This is a genomic window from Nocardia sp. NPDC051787 (genome assembly GCF_040681325.1).
Taxonomy (GTDB): domain Bacteria; phylum Actinomycetota; class Actinomycetes; order Mycobacteriales; family Mycobacteriaceae; genus Nocardia.
Window position 1 is genome coordinate 35,580 of sequence record NZ_JBFAYO010000033.1, and the last position, 14,552, is coordinate 50,131.

A 14,552-nucleotide genomic window follows, 5' to 3' on the forward strand; every position below is an offset into this window, starting at 1 on the left:
GGTGGACCTACGCTGATCGCGGTAGCGATTTCGGCGCAACGGCTGGGAGTTTCGATGGGTGCCGCGTTGGTCAAAGGGCAGAACGGGGCACTGGACGCCGCCCGGCTGCTGGTATCGGTGCGGACCGAGGCCGCGGTCGACGTGTCGGCGCTGCTGGTGACCGAAGCGGGCCGGGTGCGTTCGGACGCGGACTTCGTGTTCTTCAACCAGCCGGATGGCCCCGGCGTGTCGCTTCGGCCGGGAACACCTGCCGCGCTGTCTGTTTCGCTTGCCGAGCTCCCTGCGGACATCGCGCAGCTGCGCGCGGTGCTCACGCTCGACGATCCCGCGGCGACCTTCGGCCGGTTCGCGCCGCCGGTCGCCACGGTCGCGGACGAGGCGGGCAACGTGCTGTACGAGTACCGCATCGAGGGGCTGGGCACCGAATCCGTGGTGATCGCGCTGGAGCTGTATCGCCGGAACGCGGCGTGGAAGGTGCGGGCGGTCGGGCAAGGCTATGCGGGCGGGTTCGCCGCGCTCGTCACCGATCATGGCGTGAGCGTGGACGACGACCCGGTGCCGGACCCGATCGCCGCGGGCTCGTCGTCTCCCGGCACCGCGGCGGTGGACGTCTTCACGGTGCCCGGTGAGGCCGAGTTGTCCTTCGAGAAGCGCGCCACGCTGGATGTGCGCAAGCGCGCGGTCGCGAAAGTCCTGATCGATGGGGACGCCTTCGGTATTCGCGCCCGCGTCGTGCTCGTTATCGACAAGACCGGCAGCATGAACCGGCAGTATCGCGACCAGGTGGTGCATCGCGTCGTGCAGCGGATGATTCCGGTGGCCACTCAGCTCGACGACGACGGCACCCTGGAGGCATACCTCTACGCCCTCTCGTTCGCCAAGCTGCCCGATATCACCGTCGAGCACGGCGAGGCGTGGGCACAGACCTATCTGCATCTCGGCGGAACCCACGGGGGTATCGACTACGACAAGCTCGGTGGCCGCAACGACGAACTGCCGATCATGCGCACCATCATCGACTCGCTGCGTCCAGGCGACCGCCCCACGCTCGTGCTGTTCTTCACCGACGGCGGCTTCGCCAAGAAGCGCGAGATCGCGGCCCTCATGCGCGAAGCCTCGCTGCTCCCGGCCTTCTGGCAGTTCGTCGGCCTCGGCCGGGCCAACTACGGCCTGCTGCGGACCTTGGACGAGTTGTCCGACCGGGCGGTGGACAACGCCGGCTTCTTCGCCCTCGACGACATCGATCAGGTCGACGACGCCCAGCTCTACACGCGCCTGCTCGGCGAGTTCCCGGACTGGCTGCGCGCCGCGCGTGCCGCGGGCATCCTGCGTTGATCGGCCGTCACGGACCGCGCAGCGGCACGCTTGCGGCGCACAGCGCGAAGCCTGGCCGCGCGGCCGGGCTCGTGTTATAGCGAGACGCTATGTCCGAGTGTGACTTCGGGACGGGTTCCGCGGTCAGCCGATGACGGCGTTCATGATGGTGCCCGCGCTGGTGGCGATCACGCCGCCGATCATGGCTCCCGCCACCATCTTCGGCGACTCGAGTCCGCCGCCGGTCCACTTCTCCCAGGCGAAGCGGCCACCGGCGTAGATGATGCCGCAGATGCCCGACAGGAGAACGAACCACGTCAGGTAGCGGACCAGTTGGAGGAACTTGTCGGAGATCGGCGGTGCTTCTGGGGTCGGGTTGCCGATCTGCGCCAGGGTGTCAAAAGCGGCGGCCAAAATCATCGTCGTTCGCTCATTCTGGATTCGGGACAGGGGATAGTGATTCGCTGTGAAGATCGTATCCGTTCGCTCGCCGTGATGCAGTCAGGTCGGTGCAGCACAGGGAAGTTCGCGTCTTCCCGCCTTGCCGGGCCGGCCATCGCTCTGGACGAAGGGGTAGGTGCGCCAGCGTCGGCCGGTGTTCCGCACAGCGCGCACACAGGTGCCGCCCAGGGCCGTATCCTCATCTATGACCGAATTGATCGGTGGCCGAACAGCTTTCGCAGCAGTTCGGCGGGCGGCAGGATTGTAATCGAACATAGGGAGTAGACGGTGAGCATCATTCTGACGTCGGTCGATTCGTTCACGACATTGGCGCAGATCGGCGACCCGACCCCGGAGGCGCCGCCCTTGGCGGACAAGCTCTTACGGTTCGTCCGCTACTTCACCTGGTTCGCGCTGCTGTCCGGCATCGTCAGCATCATTTACGCGGGCGGTCGCTTCGCCTGGGAGAAGTGGAGTGGCAGCGGGTTGCAGTCGCCGAAGATGATCGCAGGGGCGATGCTCGGTGGCGTGGTGGCCACCAGTGCGGGCACCATCATGAACACCATCCTGGAGATCTGACCGCAAGCCCGGGTGCGATGCGCGTACATGTGTGGCGGCGGCGCGCCCGGCACGAACGGCGGCCCGTCGATCGTGGCAGCCGAGGGGCGAGCGCGGCGGAAGTCCGGTGTGGATCGAACGTTGCGTGCCGCTTGCACGACATTCCGGCAACCGGCGGGCCGCGGGTGCCGGTCGGCGCCGCGCTCGCATCGCCTGACCGAGCGCGCGTCGCCGCGGCCACTGGTACGCGTCCGACGCGCCGATGATTCCGCCGTCCGGCGCGCCTGTTCCGCCATCAAGGCGCTGACCTGCGATTTTCGCGACCGAGGGCCGCTATACTCCGGTGCGGATCTCGCGGTGTCCGATAGGATCGGAGGCGGAGCAGGATCATGGACCACAGGACCGACGGCAAGGTGATGTTGTCACGGCGCTCGGCGCTCGGCCTTGCGGCGACATCGGTGGCCGCACTCGGATTGGCGGCGTGCGGCGGATCCGAGGACGAGGACTCCGCCGTGCCCGGCGACGCCGTCGAGATTGCCAGGGACGCGTACATTTTCGGCTTCCCCCTCGTGCTGATGGACCTGACACGCGCAACGGCCGAGGTGGCTGTCCCCGCCAACCGGTTCCGCCACACCACCTCGTTCGTCGCCCCCGAGCAACGTGAGCTGGTACGACCGGACCTGGATACGCTGGACTCGTCCGCATGGCTCGATCTGACACACGAGCCGATGGTGCTGCAGGTCCCCGCAATGGACCGTCGGCGCTTCTGGCTGGCGCAACTCCTGGACGCCTGGTCGAATATCGTGCACAACCCCAGCAGCATGCGCCCGCAGGCGAAGTCGGCGGCACCGCCGTACACCTATGCGGTAACCGGGCCCGGCTGGTCCGGTGCGCTGCCGGAGGGGGTCACCCCGCTGCCGATGCCGACGCCGACGGTCTGGCTGCTCAACCGGATTCAGGTCGACAGCCCCCGCGACCTGCCCACGGTCCGCGCTATCCAGCAGGATATGAAGCTCGCTCCGCTGAGTGCGTGGATCGCGGGAGTGGACGTGCCCGCGCCGGCGGTGCCGCCGACCCGGCCGACGGCGCCCCCGGCCGCGCAACTCGCGGAGATGGCCCCGCGCGCCTTCTTCGACCGGATGTGCGCGGTGATGGAGGTCAATCCGCCCGCACCTGAGGACGCTCCCGCGATGCGGCGCTTCGCGAGCATCGGCATCGAGCCGGGCGGCGCGGTCAAGAGCCTTTCCGACGACGAACTCGCCACGGCGGTTGCCACCGCACGGCAGCGGATCCCGGTGTATGTCGGGGAGACGACGATCATCGAGAACGGCTGGATCTACGACCCCGGTACCGGCCGGTACGGCGCTGACTACCTATTGCGCGCCGATATCGCCTGGAACGGTCTCGGCGCCGCTCTGCCCGAGGACGTGATCTACCCCACCCTGTTCGCCACGGCGGACGCCAGCGGTGGCCAGAATCGCTTTCGGCTGCATTTCGCGCCGGGTCAGTTGCCGCCGGTCGACGCCTTCTGGTCGCTGACCGCCTACACCGCCGACCTCTCTCTGGTGCCCAACCCAGCCGAGATCTACGCGGTCGGCCACCATGTCCCGGTGGTGCTCAATTCCGATGGCTCCCTGGATCTCACCCTCCAGTGGGCTGATCCGGGCGGGAGCGTTCCCACCGGAAACTGGTTGCCCATTCCCGAATCTGGCCAATTCTCGGTGACGTTGCGCCTGTTCGCCCCGAAGGCCCAGGCGATAAAAGGGATTTGGCGTCCGCCGCCGCTCACGCCGTTACGGTGAGCTGATCGTCGCGCGCCCACGCGGCACCTCGTGGATCGGATGCAGTTCCTCGTCGCTGGTCGCGTGCGAGTTCTGCTGCGCCCATTCGCGCTCCCGAAGGCAACGTGCTCGTAGACGGCCGTGCGGAAGTCCTTGCGTCCAGCAGCAGGGTCCTGGAACGCACAATGAGCGTGGCGCGAACGGCCCGCCGGTCGAGACGGGCCGCGGCGAGCGCGGTGGACACAGCCGCTGCGTGGATTCGAATCGCTGGCACCCAGCCGCCGCGCCACGGCCCCGCGCTCGGATCTGTCCCTTATCACGGCGCTGACCTGCGATTTTCGCCGCCATGGGTGGCTATACTCCGGTGCGGATCTCGCGGGCCCGATAGGATCGGACGCGGAGCAGGATCATGGACACAGGACCGACGGCAAGGTCACGATGTCGCGGCGCACTGCGCTCGGTATGGCGGCGACATCGGTGGCCGCGCTCGGATTGGCGGCGTGCGGCGGATCCGACGACGAGAACCCCGCCGTGCCGGGCGACGCCGCCACGATCGCAAGGGACGCCTACATATTCGGCTATCCGTTGGTGTTGATGGATCTCACCCGCGTGGCGGCGGAGACGGCCGCACCCGCCAACCGATTCCAGCACGCCGCCGCGTTGCCCACCCCGGCCCAGCGAGACGTTGTACGGCTGGACCGGGACACCCTGCGTTCGACCGCCTGGCTCGATCTGCAGGCCGAGCCGATGGTGCTGCAAGTTCCCGCGATGGGCGCTCGGCGGTTCTGGTTGGTGCAACTGCTCGACGCCTGGACAAACAACGTGCACAACCCGAGTAGCGTTCGGCCCCAGGCGGAATCGGCGGCGCTGGCGTACACCTACGTGGTGACCGGTCCGGGTTGGTCGGGTGTCTTGCCCGGCGGCCTCACCTCGATGCCGATGCCGACGCCGACGGTATGGCTGATCGCCCGGATCCAGCTCGACGGAGACGACGACATGCCGGTCGTTCGCGCGCTGCAGCAGCAGCTGAAACTGGTTCCGCTGAGCGTGTGGACGAACGCCAGGGAGCCGCGCGCCGCGCCGCCAGGCGGGCTGTCGACGGCGCAGCCGCCCTCTGAGCAGATCGCGGAGATGAACGCGCGCGACTTCTTCGACCGGATGTGCGCGGTGATGTCGACAAATCCGCCCGCGCCGGAGGACGCGCCCGCCATGCGACACTTCGCGACCATCGGGATCCGGCCGGGCGGAAAGGTCCACGGACTCTCCGATACCGAACTCACCGCCGCGGTGGAGACCGCCCAGTGTTCGCGTCGGCGGACGCCCGCGGCAGCATGGGTCGTTTCCGGCTGCATTTCGCACCCGGCCGGCTACCACCGGCCGATGCGTTCTGGTCGCTGACCGCCTACGACGTCGACAGCCAGCTGGTGCCCAACCCGGCGGGGATCTACTCGGTGGGCCACCAGGTCCCGGTGGTGCTCAATCCCGATGGCTCCCTGGATATCGCCGTTCAGTACGTAGATCCTGGACCGAGTGTTCCTGCCGGAAACTGGCTGCCCATTCCGGATTCGGGCCAATTCTCGCTGACGTTTCGCCTGTTCTCGCCGAAAACCGAGGCGGTGCAGGGGCATTGGCAACCTCCGCCGCTCACACCGCTGCGGTCGAGTTAGTCGTCGCGCGCCCAGGTCCAGCGTGGCACCTCGCGGATCGGGTGCAGTTCCGCGTCGCTGGTCGCGTGCGAGTTCTGCTGGGCCACCTGTGCTCCGAAGGCCACGTGCTCGTAGACGGCCTTGCGGAACTCTTCGTCGTCCAGCAGCTCGGCTTCCTCGAACGTGTGCATGTAGACCTCGACGAAGCGCTCCCGCTGCTCGTCGGTGATCTTCAGGTTCCGGTGCACCGCGATGATGTGGTCGAAACCCAGCTCGCGGGTGAATCGCTCGGGGCCGCTGAAGGATTCGGCGGTGAACCAGGTGAGACGGTCGACGTGGTGCGGCAGTCGTTCGGTGAACAACGTCTTCAGCACCGGGTCGGCCAGTGCCTTGTCGTAGAACGCCGCTTCGACACGATGGAGCACATCGTCGCCGCCGACGTGCTCGTAGAGGCTGGGCATGGAACCTCCCGCAGGGAGAGTGGGCTGGGGCCCTCATTACAGGCAGACAGTTCAGCCGGTGTCCAGGTGAGTCGGGGGTTGTCCGATATCGGCCAGCGGGCGGACCGACCGGTCGCGTCGATGGTCGTCGAAAAAAGTGAACGGGTTTTACTAAACACTGTTCACGGACGTCCGTTCTGTGGTTGCATCTCCTTGGACCATGTTCCCCACAACGCCCGTGCGGTCCGCGCCCAGACCGGTAGGAGTTAGCCGTGCCCGTGACCACGCCCTCGATCCCCACAGGATTCGACTTCACCGACCCCGACCTGCTCGCCACCCGCCTGCCCATCGAGGAGTTCGCCGAGCTGCGCCGTACCGCCCCGGTGTGGTGGTGCGCCCAGCCCGACCGGGCCAGCGGCTTCGACGACGGCGGCTACTGGGTCGTCTCCAAGCTCGAGCACATCAAGGAGATCTCCAAGAACCCGGAGGTGTTCTCCTCCCAGCAGAACACCGCGATCATCCGGTTCAACGAGGAGACCACCCGCGAGCAGATCGACATGCTCGGCGACATGCTGCTGCTGAACCTCGATCCGCCCAAGCACACCAAGACCCGCCGCATCATCTCCAAGGGCTTCACGCCGCGCGCCGTGGAGAGCCTGCGCGTCGCGCTCACCGAACGCGCCGCAAGGATCGTGCACGAGGCCAAGAAAACCGGCGGCGGCGACTTCGTCGAGCAGGTCGCCTGCGAGCTGCCGCTGCAGGCCATCGCCGAGCTGATCGGCATCCCGCAGGAGGACCGGAAGAAGATCTTCGACTGGTCCAACCAGATGATCTCCTACGACGACCCGGAGTTCGAGGGCGACCACCACGCCGCGACCGCCGAGGTGATGGGCTACGCCTGGAACATGGCCGAGCAGCGGCGGTCCTGCCCGGCCGAGGACATCGTCACCCAGCTGGTCAACGCCGATATCGACGGCGAGCATCTCGGCTCGGACGAGTTCGCGTTCTTCGTCATCCTGCTGTCGGTGGCGGGCAACGAGACCACCCGGAACTCGATCACCCACGGCATGAAGGCGTTCGTGGACCACCCCGAGCAGTGGGAGATCTACCAGCAGCAGCGTCCGCGCACCGCGCCCGACGAGATCGTCCGGTGGGCCACCCCGGTCACCGCGTTCCAGCGCACCGCGACCCAGGAGACCGTGCTCGGTGGCCAGCAGATCAAGAAGGGCCAGCGGGTCGGATTGTTCTACAGCTCGGCGAATTTCGACGAGGACGCGTTCGCCGACCCGTTCACATTCGACGTGCTGCGCAATCCGAACCCGCACGTCGGTTTCGGCGGCACCGGCACACACTACTGCGTCGGCGCCAACTTGGCACGGCTGCAGATCGATCTGATGTTCAACGCCATCGCGGACGTGATGCCGAACCTGCGGCAGGTGTCCGAGCCGGAGCGGCTGCGCTCGGGCTGGCTGAACGGGATCAAGCGCTGGGACGTCGAATACGCTTGAATCGAGTGGTGCAACAGTCCAAACCACGAGGCCGTGCGCCGGTGGTGACCGACGGCGAGATCCGGAGGGTCGCCAGCGCGCTGCTGGTCGAGCACGGGCCCGGCGCGGTCACCCTGCGCGCCATCGCGCGTGAGCTCGGTGTCACCGCTCCCGCGCTGTACCGGTACTACAAGTCGCTGGAGGACCTGCTGGAGCGACTGCGGCTGGACTTCTGCGCCGACCTGGCCGAGGAGCTGACCGCCGAGATCGCCACGCTGCCCGACGACGGCGCGGTGCAGTTCTTCGCCATCTGCCGTGGCTTCCGGCGCTGGGCGCTGGCACATACCAGGGAGTTCACCCTGGTGTTCGCCTCGCCCGGCGCCGGGCAGGCCCGCCGCTTCGACGAGCCGTTCGGCCGGATCTTCCTCGCCGCGACGGGCCGGCTGCTGGCGAACTACGACATCGTCACGCCGCCCACCGACGTCATCCCGCCGGAACTGCGCGAGGATCTGGTGTACTTCCAGACCGAACTGCTGGCGGCGCTGTCGGAATCCGGTCAGAAGTTTCCCGCCGAGAAACTGGATCTCGGGGTGACGTATCTGATGATCCAGATCTGGGCGCGGCTCTATGGTCACGTCACGCTCGAGGTGTTCGGGAATTACCCGATCCCGCTGGACAATCCGGAGATCCTGTTCGACGCCATGCTCGCCGATCTCGGGCGGACGGCGGGCCTGCTCGTCGACTGAGCCGCGCTCTAGATGCGGGCGCCCTTGGCGCGATTGCACGAGCGGCACAGGATCTGGAGGTTGGCGGCGCTGGTCGCGCCGCCACGGCTGAGCGGGATGATGTGGTCGAACTCCAGGTAGTGCCCATCGCCGCATTCCACGCATTTGCCGCCGTCGCGCTGCCACACCTGCGCTTTCACCTCCTGCGGGATGCTGCGGGTGTCGCGCTGGCCCGGGGTGAGCACCAGTCGCTTGGCTACGCGCAGGGCGCCTTCCAGCGCGGCGGCGACGTAGTCCGGATCGGCGACGGCGAATCTCGCGCCACCGCGTGCCGAGGTGGCCGAGATCACCACGCAGCCTTGCTCGGCGTGCACGGAAACCACGCGTGACCACGGCATTTCGGTGCCCGCGCCGGCGCCGACGAAGCGCAGCTTCTTATTGCTGCTGATCAGCCTGCCCTCGGTGACTTTCGGCCCGCGGGCCAGCTGACGCACGTGCGTCGCGGGCAGATCCAGATGCACCGCCTCCTCGGGGTCCAGGTGCAGGCCCGGGGTGCGAACCACCGGCAGGTCGCCCGAGCGCAGCCGGTACAGCGTGTTGCCGCGGTGCATGCGCCTGCGCAGGTCCTCGATCAGCGGGCCGCCGAGCCCGAGTTCGGTCACCGCCTGCTCGAACAGTTCCAGTTCCGCCGCCCTGACCTCGCCATCGGCGAAGGCGAAAGTGACCAGGCGCTCCACATAACTTTGCGCCAGGTCACGCAGCACGAAACGGCCCGCGTCGGCATCGATGCGCTGATAACGCAACGACGCCCACAGCGCCGACCATTCGGGGCCACGTGGACCGTGCGTGGTGAGCACCCGCCACGCGCGCGCGTGCCAGTGGGTGAGGTACTCCTCGATCTCCGGCTCGCACCGGCCGCAGGGCGCGAGACCGCCGAACAGCTTGCGGCGCAGCGCGCTTCCGCAGCGTTCGCAGTGCCGACCGCCGGGCGGAGGACGCAGGTAGGCGTCGGCGGTCCACTCCGTACCGTCCCACCAGCGCATGCGCTGCGGGTTATCGGTATCCGGATGCCAGTCGGCGCGTTCGGGATTCGGCGGCGGCGGGGGAGCGATCGGTGCGGTTTCCGTGTTGTACCGGGTCAGATCGACCGGACGGTGGGTGGGCGTCCGGGGCATGACCGAAGTCTCCCGACGGTCGAGCAGGTCGGTGCGTGGCCATGCGGTTTCGCCGTAGCCGGGCTGCGTCGCCCGGCCGCGTTCGCCCTGTCCCGGGGGGATATCGGCAGGGCTGTGGTCCTCGGCGATCCGGAGCACCGGAGCGTCTTCCGAGACGCCGCTCGACCCATCCGGCCGCTCGAGCGGCGCCGTGGCGGACTCCTCGTTCCCGCGCGACGGGCCGGAGGGTAATTGCCCGCGCGGACGATGCCGAGCCGGAGCGAGATCGGGTGTTCCGGGTGCTGGCTCCAGCGTTCCGGGTAGGTTCGAGGGCCTTTCCTGCGCAGCTGAAGTGCGGGCGGGCCGGTGCACGCGGAACGGGTTGGCCGGATGGGTGGTGCGGGCAGGCTCGGACGGATCGTTGACCTGGACGCCGAACTCGGTGACCAATCCCGCCAGTCCGCTGGACCAGCCCTGCCCGATGGCGCGGAACCGCCACTGCCCGTCGCGGCGGTAGAACTCGCCGAACATCAGGGCGGGCACCGCGTCCACGTCGTCGATGTCGAACGTCACGACGGCCCCGTCGACGGCGTGCACGGCGACGGTCAACCCGTGGATGTCGCCGAAAGTCGCCCCGTCCACCGAGCCGCAGACGACGATGCGATCGACGTCGGCCTCGGTACGCGGCAGCGAGACGCTCAGCCGCGCGGTTCGCGGGGCGGGTTCCTGGTCGAGCGTGACCGCCTGGGAGACATGTCGCGGCGCGTTGTAGAACACCAGGTCCCGGTCCGAGCGAACCGCGCCGGAGGCATCCAGCAGCAAGGCGTGCGCGTCCACAGCATGGTCCGAGCGCCATGAAACAACCACGGCTAGAAGGGATGTCGGTACTGCTGCGTTCGCGCCCTTGCTGAGTTTCATGGTGCTCGAACTATGCCACGACCCTCCGACACGCCGATCGGGCGAGGGGATCTCATTCGGCGGGGCGAGTTCGCGCACCGAGGTCGAGTCGCGATCGCTCGGCCTGGGTACGGCGGCGTGCCGAGGCAATCGAGTCTGGACACAAACCGGCTGGTTCGGGCAATACCGCGCGCCGGCTGTCCGGTACGGCACAGTGTTCTCATGACGAACCCGAAATCTCCGGGTCGTAAGCCGTCGACCCCGAAGTTGTCCGGCGGGCGCGTGCCCGGACCCGCCGACGTCCTGAACGCCGCGCAGGCCGCGGTCGAAGCGGCCCAGACGGCGGCGGGCCAGGCGCTGGAAGCCGCGCAGCTGACCGCGTCATCGGCGTTCGACGCGGCGGTGCGGCTGCCGCCCGCCTCGGCCCAGCTGGCCGCGCAGCTGCCCGACCTGATCGAGAGGCTCTCGATCGCGGTCGAGCGGCTGAATTCCACGATCGATCGCCTCGACCGCACCCTGGCGCTCGCCGACCCGGCCTTCGCCGCCTACGACCGGCTGCTACCCAGGCTGGAGGCGATGATCTCGCTCGGCGAGGACGTGCTCGGGAAGCTGGCCAAGTTGCCGGGCATCGCACTGCTGGGCAAGCTGACCGGCCTCAGCGCGCCGGAGCAGCAGGAGCCCGAGCCGCCGCGGCGAAAGCCCACCAGGCGGCGCAAATAGCGACGGTGCCCAATATCAGCGGTGCGCGTGATCGGCGGCGGCCCGCAAAGTGGCGGCCGCCTTGAGCAGCACTTCGCGGTACTCGTCCGCGGGTTCCGAGTCGAGTACGATCGCGCCGCCCGCCCCGATCCGCCAGCAGCCGTCGTAGCGAACGGCGGTGCGGATCACGATGTTGAGGTCCGCGGTGCCGCCGAGCCCGAGGAAGCCGATGGTGCCCGAATAGACCCCGCGCGCTCCGGTTTCCAGCTCGTCGATGATCTCGCAGGTGCGCAGCTTCGGCGCGCCGGTCATCGAGCCACCGGGAAAACAGGCACGCAGGCAGTCGACCACGCCGACCTCCGGCCGCAGCCTGCCGCGCACCGTCGACACCAGCTGATGCACCGTCGCGTACTGCTCGGTGGCCATCAGCTTCGGCACGTACACGCTGCCGATCTCGCAGACCCGGCCGAGATCGTTGCGCAGCAGGTCGACGATCATCAGGTTCTCCGCCCTGGTCTTCGGGCTGTCGGCCAGCTCGCGGCGCAGGCGCTCGTCCTGTTCGGGCGTGGCGCCGCGCGGCGCGGTGCCTTTGATCGGCTTGCTCTCCACGACGCGGTGACGATTGATCTTCAGGAACCGCTCCGGTGACGAGCAGGCGATGTCGAGGTCGTCGAAGCGCAGGTAGGCGGCATACGGCGCCGGGTTGCAGCGGCGCAGCGTGCGATAGAAATCGAGCCCGTCGGCCGCGGCGGCGGGGATCGTCGCACTGTCGGTGAGGCAGATCTCGTAGGACTCGCCCGCGTGCAGACGCTCCTGGCATACCGCGATATCGGCGAGATAGCGCTCCCGGCCGCGGGTGAGCAGCGGTGCGACCGCGTCGCCATCCGGCGGCAGTTCGAGCGTCGGCGGATTCGACCAGGTCGGAAGGGTTTCCAAGGTCTCGCGGGTGTCGCGCAGCCAGTCCGCGCCGGACCGGGCGGTATCCGGTGTGTCGCTGAGAGCGAGCAGATGCGTCCGCCCGCCCACGTGGTCGACCACCACCAGCCGGTCGGCGAAGATCCACTGCGCGTCCGGGGTCGGCGCGCGATGGACCGCGGTCCCGCCGCAGTCGGCTTTGACTTCGTAGCCGAGGTAGCCGACGTATCCACCGGCGAAGTCGAACGGCAGATCGGGCAGTTCGAGCCGGCGCGTCCGCAGCTCGGCGGCCAGGAAGTCGAGGATGCCGCCGCGGACGGTGCGCCGATGCCCGTCGGACGTTTCCACGGTCACCTCGCCGTCACCGACGCGGTAGCGCAGCACTTCCGCCAGCGGACCGCTCGCGTCGCCCAGGAAGGAGAACCGATCCACTCCTGGTTCCACGTGCTCACTGTCCAGCCAGAACGCCGTGGGGGAGTTGCCGTACAGCCGTACGAAAGCGCTCTCGGTGTCGATGGCCCGCTCGATCACGTCCTGGTGGAGCCGGAAGGTCCGCCGCGGTGCAGGTTCGGTGCGCGTTCGCGCGGAGGATGTTTCGCGCGAGCGCTCGAATCCGGCCGCAGCGGCCGGAAACTGGGCGGGCGCCAGCGGAACGCGCGTCTCGGAGGAGGCTTGTGACGAGGGAGGCGGGAAGCCAACCGCCTCCGGCGCGACTTCGCGCTGCACCTCGACCGATCCGCGCGAATCCGGGAAGCGCGGCGCAATCCGATGTGCCGCCGTGAGCTTCGCGAAGTTGCGCAGCAGTGCCGCGCCGAACTCGCTGGCGATCGATTCCGGATGGAACTGCACCCCCCACTGCGGGCGCGTGCGGTGCCGCACGCCCATGACGACGCCGTCGGCGGCCACCGCGGTGACCTCCAGGTCGTCCGGCAGCGGCCGCAGCGCGCACAGCGAGTGATAACGCACGGCGGTGAAACCCTGCGGGATTCCGTCGAACAGATCCCGGTCGTCGTGCTCGATCCGATCGAGGTAGCCATGTCTGGCGGCGGGCGCCTCGGCGACCACACCGCCCGCCGCGACCACGATGCCCTGATGGCCCAGGCACACTCCGAGCAACGGGAGGCCGGTCTCCGCGATCACCGCCGCGGAGATCCCCACGTCCCGCGGTACGTCCGGCCGTCCCGGTCCCGGCGAGACGACCACGTTGTCGAAGCGTCCCAGACGGAGTTCGGCGACCGTGCGCGCCTCGTCGTTGCGCATGACCGTCGGCTCGACGCCGTTCACCGCACTGATCAGCTGATACAGGTTGTAGGTGAACGAGTCGTAATTGTCGATCAACAGCGTGTGCATGGTTCTCGAAACCCTACGCCGCGCCGGTCGGGGCAAACTGTTGTCATCTGCCTTCAGTTTGGCTCGGCAGGTGGTGCACAATGTGGAGCATGTCTGTTGCGCAACCGGTGGATGTGGATCCAGCTGTCGTCGACTTCGCCCTTGTCGACAAGTGGATGGATGAGCAGGATCTGCCGGCGGGGGATTTCGAGGACGTGACCGCGCTTGGCGGCGGCACGCAGAACATCATGCTCCGCTTCACCCGCGGTGGCCGGGCGTACGTGCTGCGCCGTGGGCCGAAGCACCTGCGGGCCAAGAGCAACGACGTGATCCGGCGCGAGGCCCGTCTGCTCGGCGCGCTGGGCGGCACCGAGGTGCGCGCACCCCGGGTGATCGCGGCCTGCCCCGACGAATCGGTGCTGGGTGCGGTCTTCTACCTGATGGAGCCGATCGACGGTTTCAACCCGCAGAACGAACTGCCCGAGCCGCACGCGAGCGATCCGGAGATTCGCAGGCAGATGGGTCTTTCCGCGGTCGAGGCCATCGCGCGGCTCGGCGCGCTGGACTACCAGGCGCTCGGCTTGGCCGATTACGGCAAGCCGGAGGGCTTCCTGGAACGTCAGGTGCCGCGCTGGCTGGGTGAACTGGAGTCGTACTCGGCAAACGAGGGCTACCCGGGCCCGGAGATTCCCGGCGTGGAATCGGTGGGCGATTGGCTGGACCGCAACCGTCCGGCCGAGTGGACGCCCGGCATCCTGCACGGCGACTGTCATCTGGCGAACGTGATGTTCTCCTTCGACGGCCCGCAGGTGGCGGCGATGGTGGACTGGGAGATGTCCACCATCGGTGACCCGCTGCTGGACCTCGGCTGGCAGATCGCCACCCGGCCGGAGCCGGGGACCACCGGCGCGGCGCTGGTCGGCAAGCTCGGCGCGGTCGGCGGGCTGCCGACGCCGGAGGAGATGATCGCGCACTACGGGCGGTGCTCCGACCGGGATCTGAGCGCCATGCCGTGGTACACGGTGCTGGCCTGCTTCAAGCTCGGCATCGTTCTGGAGGGCACGCACGCCCGCGCGTTCGCGGGCAAGGCGCCCGTGCAGGTCGGCGATTTCCTGCACGCGATCACGCTGGAGCTGTTCGAGCGGGCGCACCGGCTCATGGAGTGA

Annotated in this window: 13 protein-coding genes; 9 read left to right on the plus strand and 4 right to left on the minus strand. The window is 68.4% G+C overall.

Translation table 11 applies throughout. The features are described 5' to 3' along the window. Positions 1-54 precede the first annotated feature (54 nt). Positions 55-1,335, plus strand: a complete 1,281-nt coding sequence (locus AB0M45_RS28065; RefSeq protein WP_364335362.1) for a VWA domain-containing protein — start codon at positions 55-57, stop codon at positions 1,333-1,335. A 123-nt stretch (positions 1,336-1,458) separates the two neighbouring features. On the opposite strand, the gene AB0M45_RS28070 is transcribed toward AB0M45_RS28065, so the two are convergent. Then, entirely contained in the window at positions 1,459-1,734 is a 276-nt protein-coding gene (locus AB0M45_RS28070) for a hypothetical protein (protein ID WP_067480140.1), read from the minus strand. Positions 1,735-2,043: 309 nt separating this feature from the next. Here AB0M45_RS28070 and AB0M45_RS28075 point away from each other — a divergent pair, with 309 nt between their 5' ends. From AB0M45_RS28075 to AB0M45_RS28090, 4 genes are all read left to right on the plus strand, one after another. Next, positions 2,044-2,334, plus strand: coding sequence for a hypothetical protein (locus tag AB0M45_RS28075; RefSeq protein WP_364335365.1), 291 nt, complete (start codon positions 2,044-2,046; stop codon positions 2,332-2,334). 368 nt (positions 2,335-2,702) lie between these two features. Further along, positions 2,703-4,115: a DUF1254 domain-containing protein gene (locus tag AB0M45_RS28080; protein WP_364335367.1), complete on the plus strand. Its 1,413-nt coding sequence runs from the start codon at positions 2,703-2,705 to the stop codon at positions 4,113-4,115. A gap of 417 nt (positions 4,116-4,532) precedes the next feature. Beyond that, entirely contained in the window at positions 4,533-5,492 is a 960-nt protein-coding gene (locus tag AB0M45_RS28085) for a DUF1254 domain-containing protein (protein ID WP_364335369.1), read from the plus strand. After that, the gene (locus AB0M45_RS28090) at positions 5,426-5,761 is read left to right on the plus strand and encodes a DUF1214 domain-containing protein (RefSeq protein ID WP_364335371.1); all 336 of its coding nucleotides are present in this window, start codon (positions 5,426-5,428) and stop codon (positions 5,759-5,761) included. Before AB0M45_RS28085 ends, AB0M45_RS28090 begins: the two co-directional genes overlap by 67 nt. On the opposite strand, the gene AB0M45_RS28095 is transcribed toward AB0M45_RS28090, so the two are convergent. Next, positions 5,758-6,201 carry a hypothetical protein gene (locus AB0M45_RS28095; RefSeq protein WP_364335373.1) on the minus strand — a complete coding sequence of 148 codons (444 nt, stop codon included), beginning with the start codon at positions 6,199-6,201 and terminating at the stop codon, positions 5,758-5,760. The two genes, AB0M45_RS28090 and AB0M45_RS28095, sit on opposite strands and share 4 nt — an antisense overlap. Positions 6,202-6,458: 257 nt before the next feature. On the opposite strand from AB0M45_RS28095, the gene AB0M45_RS28100 reads away from it, so the two are divergent. Both AB0M45_RS28100 and AB0M45_RS28105 read left to right on the plus strand, forming a co-directional pair. Beyond that, positions 6,459-7,688 carry a cytochrome P450 gene (locus tag AB0M45_RS28100; RefSeq protein WP_364335430.1) on the plus strand — a complete coding sequence of 410 codons (1,230 nt, stop codon included), beginning with the start codon at positions 6,459-6,461 and terminating at the stop codon, positions 7,686-7,688. 8 nt (positions 7,689-7,696) lie between these two features. Then, entirely contained in the window at positions 7,697-8,413 is a 717-nt protein-coding gene (locus AB0M45_RS28105) for a TetR/AcrR family transcriptional regulator (protein ID WP_364335432.1), read from the plus strand. A gap of 8 nt (positions 8,414-8,421) precedes the next feature. On the opposite strand, the gene AB0M45_RS28110 is transcribed toward AB0M45_RS28105, so the two are convergent. After that, positions 8,422-10,464: a TerD family protein gene (locus tag AB0M45_RS28110; protein ID WP_364335375.1), complete on the minus strand. Its 2,043-nt coding sequence runs from the start codon at positions 10,462-10,464 to the stop codon at positions 8,422-8,424. Between the two features lie 201 nt (positions 10,465-10,665). Here AB0M45_RS28110 and AB0M45_RS28115 point away from each other — a divergent pair, with 201 nt between their 5' ends. After that, entirely contained in the window at positions 10,666-11,163 is a 498-nt protein-coding gene (locus tag AB0M45_RS28115; protein WP_364335377.1) for a hypothetical protein, read from the plus strand. A 15-nt stretch (positions 11,164-11,178) separates the two neighbouring features. On the opposite strand, the gene pabB is transcribed toward AB0M45_RS28115, so the two are convergent. Beyond that, on the minus strand, positions 11,179-13,407 hold the full coding sequence (gene pabB / locus AB0M45_RS28120; RefSeq protein ID WP_364335379.1) for an aminodeoxychorismate synthase component I: 2,229 nt from the start codon (positions 13,405-13,407) through the stop codon (positions 11,179-11,181). An 80-nt stretch (positions 13,408-13,487) separates the two neighbouring features. Between pabB and AB0M45_RS28125 the strand changes: the two genes are divergently transcribed. Continuing rightward, on the plus strand, positions 13,488-14,552 hold the full coding sequence (locus AB0M45_RS28125) for a phosphotransferase family protein (protein ID WP_364335381.1): 1,065 nt from the start codon (positions 13,488-13,490) through the stop codon (positions 14,550-14,552).

Excerpts from the sequence above, each read along its gene's own strand:
- AB0M45_RS28065 (WP_364335362.1), top strand. The coding sequence starts at position 55 with ATGGGTGCCGCGTTGGTCAAAGGGCAGAACGGGGCACTGGACGCCGCC.
- AB0M45_RS28070 (WP_067480140.1), bottom strand. The coding sequence starts at position 1,734 with ATGATTTTGGCCGCCGCTTTTGACACCCTGGCGCAGATCGGCAACCCG.
- AB0M45_RS28080 (WP_364335367.1), top strand. The coding sequence starts at position 2,703 with ATGGACCACAGGACCGACGGCAAGGTGATGTTGTCACGGCGCTCGGCG.
- AB0M45_RS28085 (WP_364335369.1), top strand. The coding sequence starts at position 4,533 with ATGTCGCGGCGCACTGCGCTCGGTATGGCGGCGACATCGGTGGCCGCG.
- AB0M45_RS28090 (WP_364335371.1), top strand. The coding sequence starts at position 5,426 with ATGGGTCGTTTCCGGCTGCATTTCGCACCCGGCCGGCTACCACCGGCC.
- AB0M45_RS28095 (WP_364335373.1), bottom strand. The coding sequence starts at position 6,201 with ATGCCCAGCCTCTACGAGCACGTCGGCGGCGACGATGTGCTCCATCGT.
- AB0M45_RS28110 (WP_364335375.1), bottom strand. The coding sequence starts at position 10,464 with ATGAAACTCAGCAAGGGCGCGAACGCAGCAGTACCGACATCCCTTCTA.
- AB0M45_RS28115 (WP_364335377.1), top strand. The coding sequence starts at position 10,666 with ATGACGAACCCGAAATCTCCGGGTCGTAAGCCGTCGACCCCGAAGTTG.
- pabB (WP_364335379.1), bottom strand. The coding sequence starts at position 13,407 with ATGCACACGCTGTTGATCGACAATTACGACTCGTTCACCTACAACCTG.
- AB0M45_RS28125 (WP_364335381.1), top strand. The coding sequence starts at position 13,488 with ATGTGGAGCATGTCTGTTGCGCAACCGGTGGATGTGGATCCAGCTGTC.